This window comes from Amorphus coralli DSM 19760 (assembly GCF_000374525.1).
In the GTDB taxonomy this organism is placed as follows: Bacteria; Pseudomonadota; Alphaproteobacteria; order Rhizobiales; family Amorphaceae; genus Amorphus; species Amorphus coralli.
In genome coordinates, this window is sequence record NZ_KB894571.1 from 663,670 (window position 1) to 675,839 (window position 12,170).

At 66.8% G+C, this 12,170-nt stretch carries 9 protein-coding genes; 2 read left to right on the forward strand and 7 right to left on the reverse strand.

Going from position 1 to position 12,170, the window contains the following annotated elements; genetic code table 11:
• Window positions 1–17: 17 nt before the first annotated feature.
• From C507_RS0107240 to htpG, 3 genes are read right to left on the reverse strand one after another with little or no spacing between them, the layout of a single operon-like run.
• Window positions 18–2,810 carry a DNA translocase FtsK gene (locus C507_RS0107240; RefSeq protein ID WP_018699008.1) on the reverse strand — a complete coding sequence of 931 codons (2,793 nt, stop codon included), beginning with the start codon at window positions 2,808–2,810 and terminating at the stop codon, window positions 18–20.
• Entirely contained in the window at window positions 2,810–4,027 is a 1,218-nt protein-coding gene (locus tag C507_RS0107245) for an aminotransferase class I/II-fold pyridoxal phosphate-dependent enzyme (RefSeq protein ID WP_156829189.1), read from the reverse strand. Before C507_RS0107245 ends, C507_RS0107240 begins: the two co-directional genes overlap by 1 nt.
• Before the next feature lie 56 nt (window positions 4,028–4,083).
• Window positions 4,084–6,039: a molecular chaperone HtpG gene (htpG, locus tag C507_RS0107250; RefSeq protein ID WP_018699010.1), complete on the reverse strand. Its 1,956-nt coding sequence runs from the start codon at window positions 6,037–6,039 to the stop codon at window positions 4,084–4,086.
• Window positions 6,040–6,534: 495 nt separating this feature from the next.
• Between htpG and C507_RS0107255 the strand changes: the two genes are divergently transcribed.
• Window positions 6,535–6,918, forward strand: coding sequence for a DUF2794 domain-containing protein (locus C507_RS0107255; protein ID WP_018699011.1), 384 nt, complete (start codon window positions 6,535–6,537; stop codon window positions 6,916–6,918).
• 19 nt (window positions 6,919–6,937) lie between these two features.
• Here the strand turns inward: C507_RS0107255 and C507_RS0107260 are convergent, their stop codons facing one another.
• From C507_RS0107260 to C507_RS0107275, 4 genes are all read right to left on the reverse strand, one after another.
• Window positions 6,938–8,110, reverse strand: a complete 1,173-nt coding sequence (locus tag C507_RS0107260; protein ID WP_018699012.1) for a M20 aminoacylase family protein — start codon at window positions 8,108–8,110, stop codon at window positions 6,938–6,940.
• 115 nt (window positions 8,111–8,225) lie between these two features.
• Window positions 8,226–8,795 (reverse strand): TIGR02444 family protein, encoded by a 570-nt coding sequence (locus tag C507_RS20670; RefSeq protein ID WP_018699013.1) that lies wholly within the window; start codon window positions 8,793–8,795, stop codon window positions 8,226–8,228.
• A gap of 25 nt (window positions 8,796–8,820) precedes the next feature.
• A complete protein-coding gene (locus C507_RS22310; RefSeq protein WP_018699014.1) occupies window positions 8,821–9,762 on the reverse strand; it encodes a VOC family protein in 942 nt (313 codons plus the stop codon).
• Window positions 9,762–11,444: a thiamine pyrophosphate-binding protein gene (locus C507_RS0107275; protein ID WP_018699015.1), complete on the reverse strand. Its 1,683-nt coding sequence runs from the start codon at window positions 11,442–11,444 to the stop codon at window positions 9,762–9,764. Before C507_RS0107275 ends, C507_RS22310 begins: the two co-directional genes overlap by 1 nt.
• 229 nt (window positions 11,445–11,673) lie before the next feature.
• Between C507_RS0107275 and C507_RS20680 the strand changes: the two genes are divergently transcribed.
• Window positions 11,674–12,156, forward strand: coding sequence for a MarR family winged helix-turn-helix transcriptional regulator (locus C507_RS20680; protein ID WP_018699016.1), 483 nt, complete (start codon window positions 11,674–11,676; stop codon window positions 12,154–12,156).
• The last annotated feature ends 14 nt before the right edge of the window (window positions 12,157–12,170 follow it).

The following is a 12,170-nucleotide window of genomic DNA, read 5'->3' on the forward strand; positions in this document are numbered from 1 at the left end:
ACGAAGTTGCGGCAGCATCACTGATCCGCTCCCTCAGGGTCTCCCACGAGGATCTCCCGCTTGCCCGCATGGTTGGCGGCGCCGACAACCCCTTCGTCCTCCATCCGCTCGATGAGCGAGGCGGCTCGATTGTAGCCGATGGAAAGTCGGCGCTGGATGTAGCTGGTGGAGGCCTTGCGATCGCGCAGCACCACGGCCACCGCCTTGTCGTAGAGATCATCGGACTCCGACATGTTGTCGACGCCCATATCGAAGGACGACTGGCCGCTGTCGCCATCCTCTTCCGTCACCTGGTCGAGATAGTCCGGAACGCCCTGAGCCTTCAGGTGGGCGACGATCTCTTCCACCTCTTCGTCGGAGACGAACGGCCCATGCACGCGCTGGATGCGCCCGCCACCGGCCATGTAGAGCATGTCGCCCTGCCCCAGAAGCTGTTCCGCGCCCATCTCACCGAGGATGGTGCGGCTGTCGATCTTCGACGTCACCTGGAAGGAGATGCGGGTCGGGAAATTCGCCTTGATCGTCCCCGTGATGACGTCGACCGACGGGCGCTGCGTTGCCATGATCAGATGCAGACCGGCAGCACGGGCCATCTGGGCCAGGCGCTGGATGGCACCTTCGATGTCCTTGCCGGCAACCATCATCAGGTCCGCCATCTCGTCGACGATGATCACGATGTAGGGCATCGGCTCGAAATCGAGGGTCTCCTCCTCGAAGATCGCCTCGCCGCTCTCGCGGTCGAACCCGGTCTGCACGACGCGGGTGAGCACCTCGCCCTTCTTCTGCGCCTCAGCCAGACGGTTGTTGTAGCCATCGATGTTGCGCACGCCGAGCTTCGCCATCTTGCGATAGCGCTCTTCCATCTCGCGCACCGCCCACTTGAGCGCGACCACCGCCTTCTTTGGGTCGGTCACGACGGGGGTGAGAAGATGCGGCACGCCGTCATAGACGGAGAGTTCGAGCATCTTCGGATCGATCATGATCAACCGGCACTGCTCCGGCGTCATCCGGTAGAGCAGCGACAGGATCATGGTGTTGACCGACACCGACTTGCCCGAGCCGGTGGTGCCGGCGACCAGCAGATGCGGCATGCGCGACAGGTCCGTGATGACGCTCTCGCCACCGATCGTCTTGCCCAGCGCCAGCGCCAGCCGGGCCTTCGACTTCTCGTAGTCGTTGGAGGCCAGGAGCTCCCGCAGGAAGACCGTCTCGCGGCGCTCGTTAGGAAGCTCGATGCCGATGGCGTTCTTGCCGGAGATGACGGCCACGCGGGCGGAGATCGCGCTCATGGAGCGGGCGATGTCGTCGGCCAGGCCGATCACGCGCGAGGACTTGATACCGGGGGCCGGTTCCAGCTCGTACAACGTCACCACCGGGCCGGGCCGCACGTTGATGATCTCGCCGCGCACCCCGAAATCGTCGAGCACCCCTTCCAGGATGCGGGCATTCTGCTCCAGCGCCTCCGAGGTCATTGCGGTGTCTCGGCGGCCGGCCGGTGGCGCCGCCAGCAAGCCGAGGGGCGGATGCTCGTATTCGCCGGGGTTGCGCAGCAGCGAGGGCTGCGCCTCGCGGATGATGCGCTTGCCGGTCTTGGCCGGTCCGGCCGCCGGTGTGACCCGAGTGGTGCTCGACGGCGGCTCCACGGCGGTCGGGCGGGCAGCCTGCCGCTGACCTCTCACCGGCTGCGGATCGGGCTCGAACGGCGGCTCCTCGTCTTCGTCGAAGGTGGCAAACGGGTCGATGCCGTCGTCGTAGTCCTGACCACAATCCGCGTCGTCATAGGTTCCTTCAGGGCCCGCATCGCGCACGTCGGCCACCGCATCGGCCAAATCCTCCGACCAAGCGCCAAGATCGAAGCGGGGTTCGACCCGTGAGCGGCGCGGACGCAGGGCTTCGGGCTCGGCCGACACGCTCTCAAGGGCGTCTTCGTCCTCGGTCTCGGTGACATTGAGAAGCGCGTCGCGCAGGCGGGAGCCCGTGCGCAACTTCGGTTCAGGATGGCGCGGCGCCTCGTCGCGGCCGAACCGTCGGCGGAATCGCGCTCGGGTCGACAGCGCCCAATGGGTCGCCTGCCCCACGAAGGCGGCAAACCGGCCATCGCCGCCAGCCTCGTCCTCGTCGTCCTCTTCGTCCTGCTCCACCCGAATGGCCGAGCGGCGCGACGTTCCCGCCATCTCGTCCTTGGAGACCGTCTTTCGGATGCCGAGCCCGCGCGATTCGACCGCCTGAGCCGCTAGCCGGTGGGTGGGGCGCGGTGCCGCAGCCCGGCGCAGGCTGAACGCCGCGGCCACCACCAGCACGAACAGCGCTGCGAAGCCGCGAACCCCGGCATCGGCGCCGAGCGGCGCGGCCACAAGGGCGATCACGCCATCACCAAGGGCCCCGCCGAGACCGGTGGGCAGCGGCCAGCTCGCCGGTTCCGGCAGGAGGGCAAGCGCACCGGAGGCGGCCGCGATGGCAAGGAGCGTATAGGCGATCCGCGACCAGTGAAGATGAATCGGGCGGCGCCGAAGCAGCCGCGCGGCAACGGCAAGCGGCAGCACGAGAATCAGCGGTGCGGACAGCCCGACCGTCTGCATCAGGAGATCCGCGGCAACCGATCCGGGCCAGCCCATCCAGTTATGAATGGGCAGATCCGCGGCATAGCTGAGGCTGGGATCGGTGACCGACCAGCTCGCCAGCGCGGCCACCAGCCCCACCGACAGCAGCACCAATGCCACGCCGATGGCACGGCAGAGCGGCCCGATCAGCGCTTCAACGGCGGGATGGTCGAAGAGATCGTTGAGCGGCAAGGCGCGCAGCATCGTCATCAACGGCTCCTGAACATGTCAGCGAGGCGACCGAGCGCCTCTTCGGTGGTGGCTTCGTCCTGCACCAGGGCGATGCGGACATGGCCCTCGCCGGGATTGATCCCGTCGGCCATCGGCGCTCCGAGATAGGAGCCCGGGACGGTCCGCACCCCCGCCTCCGCCCACATGCGACGGCTGACGTCGGGATCAGGTCCGAACCGCGAGACGTCGAGCCACAGGAAAAAACCGCCCGGCGGCGTCATCGCGGGAAAGAGATCGCCGAGGGCCTGTTCGGCAAGGGCGAACTTGGCGTCGTAAAGACGACGATTGTCCACGACGTGGTCCTCGTCGCGGAAAGCTGCGGCAGCAACGGCCTGGGTCGGTGTCGGGACCTGCGGTGCCGCCATGTTGCGAAGCCGCGCCCAGTTGGCGAGGAACGCCGGGTCGCCTGCGGCAAATCCGCAGCGCAGGCCGGGCAGGTTGGAGCGCTTGGACAGAGAGTTGAACACGACGACCCGCGCCGCACTGCCCCGCTCGGCGGCAGCTTCAAGAGCGCCGGCCGGTGGCGCCACGGAGCCCCGGTAGATCTCCGAGTAGCACTCGTCGGCGAACACCATGAACTCGTGACGCTCAGCCCGTTCCAGGAGCTGCAGCCAGTCTGCCTTACTCGCCACGGTACCTTGCGGGTTGGCGGGCGAGGCAACAAAGACGGCGATGGTGCGGTCCAGGACATCCCCGCCGAGGGCGTCCCAGTCAGGCATCACGCCGTCCGCCGTCGCCGGCGCGAACGGCAGGATCTCCGCACCCACGGCGAAGGCCCCGACGGAATAGGCCGGGTAGCCGGGGTTGGACACCAGGACCACAGGCCGGTCACCCGGTTTCTTCAGGTAGGAGTCGGCGCCGAGGGTCGCGAAATAGAGACCCTCGCGACTGCCATTCAGGGGCAGGATGCCTGTCTCCGCGTCGAGCAGGCCACCAAGCCCGTAACGATTTTCCAGCCAGTCGCCCACGGAGGCGCGAAAGTCGTCAGCGCCCCTGATCGCCGGATAGACCCCAAAGCCCTCGGCGTGGGCCGCGACGGTTTCGCGGACGAAGGAAGGGACCGCGTGGCGTGGATTGCCAACGGCGAGATCGATCGGGGTCGCGCCTGGCGGCACGGTGGAAATCAGCGCAGCAAGACGCTGGAAGGGCGAGTCGGCAATGTGCGCCGGAAACTCTGAACGGTGCTGTCCGGTCATCATCGGTCTCGGTTTGATCCGGGACCGATGACTATCCGAACAAGGTTAATCCGCCTTTAACCCTGATCCGCGACGTCCGGCGCAGTCGCCTCGGACGCCTCTCCACCGGGAACCGAAAACGCCTGCTCCATCATGCCCAGCAGACGCCGATTGAAGGCCGCCGGATCGCTCGGGGCCTCGCCGTCGAGGATCTCGGCGCTGGCCAGCAGCATGAAAGCGGCTTCCTCAAGCCGTGGCGCCTCTCCACCGCGGCTCGCGCGCTCCGACAACGAGCGCACCAGCGGATGGCCCGGGTTGAGTTCCAGAACCGGCGGAAGCCGTCCGGCGCCACCGCCGCGCTGGCGTGCCATGAGCCTCTCGAACTGGCGATCCGGCCCCATGTCGGGAGCAACCAGACAGGCCGGACTGGTGGCGAGTCGTTCGGAGGTGCGGACTTCGCTCACGCGGTCACCGAGCGCCTGCTTGAAGAGCGCCGTCAGCGTGGCGACATCGCCGGGCTTTGCGGCGTCGTCCGCGCTGGTCTCGTCGGCATCGGAGAGCGGGATGGCGTCCAGATCGGCCTTGCCCTGGGTCACCGACTGAAGCGGCTTGCCCTCGAAGCCGACTGCCGCCTGAACCCAGAAGGAATCGACCGGGTCGGTCAGGAGGAGCACCTCGATGCCCCGGGCCCGGAAGCCTTCAAGGTGCGGCGCTTCGGCCAGCGTCGAGGCGTTGTCGCCGATGGCGTAATAGATGGCGGTCTGCTTCTCCTTCATGGCGGCTACATAGTCGGAGAGCGACCGCCAACCTTCCGGATCGGTCGTGGTGTGGAACCGGGTAAGCTTGAAGAGCGCGTCGCGCCTCTCCGGATCCTCGTAGATGCCCTCCTTCAGGACGGCGCCGAAGGCTTCCCAGAAGCGCTGGTAGGCCTCCGCATCATTGGTGGCGGACTTTTCGAGATCCGAGAGCACGCGATTGGTGACCGCCTTGCGGATCGAGGCGAGCAGCGGATTCGTCTGCAGCATTTCGCGCGAGAGGTTGAGCGGCAGGTCCTGGGAATCGATCACGCCGCGCACGAAGCGCAGCCAGGAGGGCAGCACGTCGGCGTCGTCGGTGATGAAGACGCGACGCACATAGAGGCGCACGCGCCCGCGCCGGTCGGGATCGAACAGATCAAAGGGCTGTTGCTCCGGCATGAAGAGGAGGACGGTGTATTCCTGTCGTCCCTCGGCCCGGTAGTGAATGGTGAAGGCCGGTTCGTCCCAGTTACCGGAAACGAAGTGGTAGAACTCCTTGTACTCCTCAGCGGAGATCTCCGACTTCGGCTTCACCCAGAGTGCGGTACCGTCCACCACCTCCTTGTCGGCGGCGTCGCCGGCCTCCTTCACGAAGACCGGCACCGGCACGTGGGCCGAGTAGTGCTTGATGGTGCGCTCGATGGTCGCCGTCTCGGCGAACTCCTTGGCACCATCCGTGAGCACCAGCGTCACCCGTGTGCCGCGCGCCGGAGCCTCTGTACCGGCGGGTTCGACGGTGAAGGATCCGGTTCCGTCCGAGCGCCAGGTCCACGCCTCGTCCGAGCCGACGGCGCGGCTGGCCACGGTGACCTCGCCGGCAACCATGAAGGCTGAGTAGAAGCCCACGCCGAACTGGCCGATCAGACCGGAATTCTCGCCGGAGGCGGCGGTGGCCTCGAGGAAGGCGCGGGTTCCGGAGCGGGCGATGGTGCCGAGATTTTCGACCAGTTCGTCACGCGACATGCCAACGCCGTTATCGGCGATGGTGAGAGTGCCGTTCGCCTTGTCGGCCTCCACGGTCACCTTGAGATCGGTGTCGGAGCCGAGCAGGTCGGAATCGGTCAGTGCGCGGTAGCGCAGCTTTTCGCAGGAATCAGCGGCATTGGAAATCAGCTCCCGAAGGAAGACGTCCTTCTTGGAGTAGACCGAGTGCACCATCATGTGCAGCAGCCGCGCGACGTCGGCTTCGAAGGCGCGGGTTTCGGATGCGGGCGAGGTGTCGTTTTCGCCGGTCATGGCCGTTTTCACCGTCTTGTTTGCTACGAGTCCAGGACGGCACGCTGCCATTGGTCGGCGCGCGCCCATGCGTCCGCATAGCTATGTCGGCGACGGCGAAGATGAAAGAGGCTCGGCGCGCCCAGGAGGGACGCTGGACATAAAAAAAGGGCCGACCTTGCGGCCGGCCCATGCGTTGACCTGGAAAAGGCGATCCGGCCGCGTCGTCAGCTTCGGGGGGCTGGGGGGCTGACGATTGCCAAAGCCGAGCGCGGCCGGATCAACCGGGTAACGCTCGAAAACCATGCAGGTTCCCCGTGGCGGAGCAAGGGCTCAAATAAGGCAGAAGGGTGATCATTCTCATCCGCGAAAACCCAGGAAATCCGCGATTTCGGCGCGCAGAAAAAAATTTGTGCCCGCGGCCCCCGGCCCGGCGTTTTCCGCATCGGGCCGCCCGCCCTTGATGCCCGGCCACTTTGCCCCGATCATGTCAGATACATGACGGCAGGAGGCGCAATGAGCGATACGGAAGACAGTCGATTTCCGGCCGGCGTGGTGCCGTTCGGCGGATCGCAGCCGAGCAACGCCCCACTCCGGCTCACGACCTTCCACCGCACGGAGCTGAGTACCATCCTTCGCGTCTACGGTCGCAAGGTCGCCGAAGGCGAATGGCGCGACTACGCCATCGACCATCAGAAGGACCAGGCGACGTTCTCCATATTCCGGCGCACCGCTGAGGTGCCTCTTTACCGGGTGACCAAGACGCCGGCGAACGCCCGCAAGCAGGGCGCCTATGCGGTGGTCAACGCCGGCGGCGCGATCCTCAAGCGCGGCCACGACCTGGAGAAGGTGCTGCGGGTCTTCGAGAAAAAGCGCGAGCTCCGCCTGGTCGGAAGCTGATCGAAGGCCGGACCGGCGCTCAGGCCCGCACCGGCATCGCCGTTTCCACGAGCTTCACCCAGTAGGAGCAGCCGTATGGAATGGCGTCGTCGTTGAAGTCGTAGTCCGGGTTGTGCAGCTTCGCGCTGTCGCCGTTGCCGAGGAAGATGAATGCGCCCGGCTTCTCCTCCAGCATGAAGGAGAAGTCCTCCGCACCCATCATCGGCGCGGCATCGGTTTCGACCCGGTCGGCACCTGCGATGCCGGCGGCAACGCTGCCGGCGAATGCCGTCTCGGCGGGATGGTTCACAACGACCGGATAGTTGCGCTCGTAGCTGAGCGTCGCCCGCGCCCCGAACGCGGCCGCGGTTGCCGCTACCAGCTCGCCCAGCCGTTTCTCGACGAAGTCGCGGACATCCGGGCGCAACGTGCGAACCGTCCCCGCCAACCAAGCCGATGGCGGGATGACGTTGTCGGTGTCGCCGGCGTGGAACTGCGTGATCGACACCACCGCCGCATCCAGCGGGTCCACCGAACGCGCCACGATCGACTGGGCGGCGGTGACGACCTGCGCTCCCACCAGCACCGGATCTACCGTCGTATGCGGCCAGGCGGCGTGACCGCCACGCCCTTCCACGACGATTTCGAACACGTCCGCCGACGCCATGAACGGGCCGGGGCGAACCGCGAACTCCCCGACCGGCAGGCCGGGATAGTTGTGCATCCCGAAGACCTGCTGGATGCCGAACCGCTCCATCAGCCCGTCGTCGATCATCGCCTTGCCGCCAGCGCCGCCTTCTTCGGCCGGCTGGAAGACGAGCACCACCGTGCCGTCAAAATTGCGCGTCTCCGCCAGGTAGTATGCCGCGCCGAGGAGCATTGCCGTGTGGCCGTCGTGGCCGCAGGCGTGCATCTTGCCGTCTTCCTTCGAGGCGTAAGGTTTGCCGGTGGTCTCGAGGATGGGCAGCGCATCCATGTCGGCGCGCAGCCCGATCACCTTGCCCGACGCCGTGTTTCGGCCGCGGATCACGCCGACAACGCCGGTCTGTCCGATGCCGGTGACCACCTCGTCCACTCCAAACGCCGTCAGCAGCTCGGCGACACGGCCGGCCGTGCGATGAACGTCGTAGAGCGTTTCGGGATACTGGTGGAAGTCGCGCCGCCAGGCGGTGATATCCGGCAGAAGATCGGAGAAACGGTTGACGATCGGCATGAGGCTCTCCGGAACAGGGTCGACCCGCAGCGCGGGCAGCGTACCCTATCATCGGGCCGGCGGAGCCGGTCAATTCGATGATGGGCCGGATCGGGCCCGCCGGCGCACCGCTCGATTAGCCGGAAGCAAGCAGCGTTTGAAGCACGTCTTCGGTCCCCGTCGCGTCAAGACGAGCCGACAGGACCCGCGCGAGCGGCAACCTGTCGGCGTTGGAGAACCGGAAGCCCGCAGCGTCCGCGTAGACGGCGAGATTGGCCGCAACGGCTTCGGCCACGGTGCCTTGTCTCGCCTTGGCGAGCACCGCCTCGGCCGCTGCAGCAATGATCAGCTGCTCGCCGTGCTCGCAGCCGATCTCGGCCTCCAGGACCTGCCTGCGCAATCCCTCGGTGATGTCATCACGGAGGTAAGCCGAGCCCTGCTTCAGCCGGCGGCGGGCCGCGCGAATGGGCTGAACCACGCTCTCGTTCCATGCATCGGCGGCAATGACCACGGGCGCGAAACTCTCCCGATCGAAGGCCACACCACGCTCCAGGCCCGCCCAGAGGCAGAACAGGAGCAAATTCACATCGAGGCCGACGCGATCCTGCAGGTCGAGACTGGCGGCCGCCACGCCCTCGTGGCCGTAGACGGCGAGAGAGAAGTCCCAGAACGGATGTTGCGCGAAGCGAATATCCACCTCTGCCATCAAGACACCCGTTGCGCTGCCAGGTTCAGCTTTTGGCCAGCCAGTGCGGATTGGCGGCCTCCGTGAGGAAGTGCATCGCGCCGATCCCGAGTGCCTCCGGGAAGGCGACCGTGACCCGGCCCTCTGCCTCTTCAGCCGGCGCAATGCCCGCACGGTGAAGGCAGGCGCGGACCGGTTCAAGGTCCGCGACCCCGATCCCGTAGGCCGCCATGAAAGGCGGTGCGGGATGCGGGCCGGGGACAGCGGCCGCCCCATAGGCGACATCGCAGAGCACCAGGCGGCCGCGCTCCAGTTCGAACAGGCGTCCGCATCGGACTGTCGTCGCCGACCGTCCGAGAAACCGCTCCCAGCGCTGGGTCGCCTCGCCGATGTCGGCAACCACCACGATCTGGTCGCTCAGCGATTCCGCGCCATTGGGATGGTCCAGCATCTGCGGCTGCCACATGGCCTGCTCGGTATGGTGGGTCAGGAACTGGATGCGTCCCTCATCCATCGCCCCGGGCACCACTCGCGCCACCGAAAAGGCAAGTTCGGTCTCGCCGCCCGACCCATCGTCGACGCTCCGGCGCAGATCCACCAGCGGCTGCACCGCAAAGCCCGCGCCCGACAACCGGGCGCGCTCGTTGACGGCATCGCGTGTGGCAAAGGCGATCAGGTGCAGCCCGACGTAACGGGCGCTCGCCTGGTCGAACTGGCGCGACAACGGCGTGTCGGCCGTCTTGGCGAGCACTTCGACATAGCCGCTGCGGAACATGACGCAGCGGTTGCCGGTGCCCGTCAGCGTCGGCGGACCGCCCTCCGGATCCGGATTGGTCTGAACCGTCCAGCCCGTCGGCGCGAAGCCGAGGGCCTCAAGCGCCTTTGCCGCCGCGTCGTGGTCGGGAACGAAATGACCGACATGATCGAGGTAGATCTCGCCGATCTCCTCCGGCAGCTGTCGGCTTGCGCCGATGCGGGGAGCCGCCATCAGGCCACCCACTCGCTCACCGGCGCGGCCGCCTCCTGCAGCGGCTGGCAGATGACGTCGACCAGGGTCGGCCCGTCATGCTCGATCGCCGCCTTCAGCGTGGCGTCTAGCTCGGCCGGATCGGTCACGCGGAACGTCTTCAGGCCGAATCCGGCGGCAACGGCCGCATGGTCGGTGCGGGAGAAATCCACCGAGTAGTAGCGCTCGTTGAAGCCGGTCTTCTGGCCGGCCTTGATCCAGCCGAACACCGCGTTGGAGATGGTGATGAAGGTCACCGGCAGGTTCAGCCGGACTGCCGTCTCCAGCTCGCCACAGCCCATGGCGAATGAGCCGTCGCCACTCACCGCGATGGTCTTCACGTCAGGCCGGCCGACCGCCGCCCCCATGGAGGCCGGCAACGCGAAGCCCAGAGCCCCGTGGGCACGGTTGGAGATGAAGGTCCGGCCGGTGGTCCGCATGTCGTAGTAGGCGGAGAAGTAAGGGCACGGCGTGCCGGGATCGGCAACGATGATCGTGTCGGGATCGGTGTTGGCGTAGAGGCTGGCGATCACCCGTTCCGGCCGGATAGGGGTTTCGTTGCTGGTCGCCAGCGCCATGAAGCGCTCGCGCTTGCGGGCACGGGCATCGGCCAGCGCGGCGCGGACGGAGCGGGCCCGCTCGGGATCGGCGGGACGCTCGGGAAGCGCGGCAAGAAGAGCCTCCAGCGCCAGCCTCGCGTCACCCACCAGCGCAGCATCGGTGGGATAGTTGGCGCCGATGACAGCGGGATCGGCATCGATGTGGACGACCTTCACGCCGGTGGTGGGGTAGCGCCACCGCTCGGTGGTGACCGATCCGGCCCGGCAGGAGACGAACACCACGAGGTCGGCCGCCGCGATGCATTCGCGGGTTTCCACGGTGCCGCCATTCGACCCGACTACGCCGACTGCAAGCGGATGGTCGTCGGCAATGGAGCCCTGGCCGGAGATGGTCGTCGCCACCGGCGCATCCAGCGCCTCGGCCACGGCGGCGAGAGCGGCCTCGGCGCCGGAAATCACGACACCGCCACCGCAGATGAACACGGGGTTCCTGGCGTCGACGATGAGGCGCGCCGCCGTCTCGACCTCGGCCGGATCCGGGCCGGACCGGGTCGCCGGGAACTGGCCGTAGCGGGGATCGCCCCAGACGTCGCTTTCTTCAACCGCTTGCTTCTGGACATCGAACGGCAGGCCCAGATGGGTGGAGCCGCAGCGACCGGACGTGGCCTCGCGGAAGGCGCGGCGCACCACGCGCGGCAGCATCTCCGCCGTATCGATCACCTCGTTGTAGGTGGTCAGCGGCTTGTAGAGGGCCCGCTGGTCGAGCTCGGTCAGCGTGTAGCGACCGCGGCCGGCAACGCCGATGTCGGTGGTGATCGCCATGATGGGAATCGAGGATTCACCTGCCTCCACGAGCGCCGGAAGGATGTAGGTGGCGCCGCCGCCGCTCGGCCCTTCGCAGACACCGATCTTGTTGGTCACGCGCGCGTAGACGTCGGCCATATAGCCGGCGGACCGCTCGTCGCGGGTGAGCACGTGCCGGATCGATCCGCCGATCCGGTAGAGCGCGTCGTAGAAGGGCAGGCTGGTGTCACCGCACAGGCCGAAGACCGTGTCCACCCCGTGCGCCTCCAGCAACCGGACCATGGCCTCTGCGCCCGTCATCCGATTGCCAGTCTTTCCACCTTCCGTCATCCCGCTCTCACCTCTTCCCTCGCGCCCTCGTCAGGCAAACCGCCCTATCGCAGGACCATGATTGCAGGACACAGGCAACCCCTGCAAAAAAATATTGCATGCCATATCTTGACGCACGGCGGATCAGGAAATCAATATGGCATGCGATATAAAACCAGGGGCCACGACCGAGCCCCGTCTTCCCAGAGGCCTTTGACCGGTGACCGACAAGCCGTCTTCCATCGAAGCCCAGGACACGATCGGCTACCGCATCAACCTGTTGGCGCGGCTGATGGCACAGGCGCTGAAGACGCATACAGGCGACGCGGGCGTCCTGCCCGGCCAATACCCCCTTCTTGCGGCCCTCTGGCGGACCGACGGCCTCACCCAGAAGGAACTCGTCGAGCGCGTTCGCATCGAGCAGTCCACCATCGCGCATACGCTCAAGCGGATGCAACGGGACGGGCTGATCGACCGCCAGCCCTGCCCGACCGATGGCCGCCTCGTCCGGCACTGGCTGACCGATCGCGGCCGCGCCGTCCAGCCGATGGTGAAGTCGGGCATTCAGGCCGTCAACGATCAGGCGGTTGCCACGTTGAGCGATAAGGAGGTGACCAAGCTGGTCGCCACGCTCGACACGATGATTGCCAATCTCGAGCCCGATGCCGCCGGCGTCGGGTCACCCCACCTCGAAACGACCTGAGGAGCGAAAAGCCC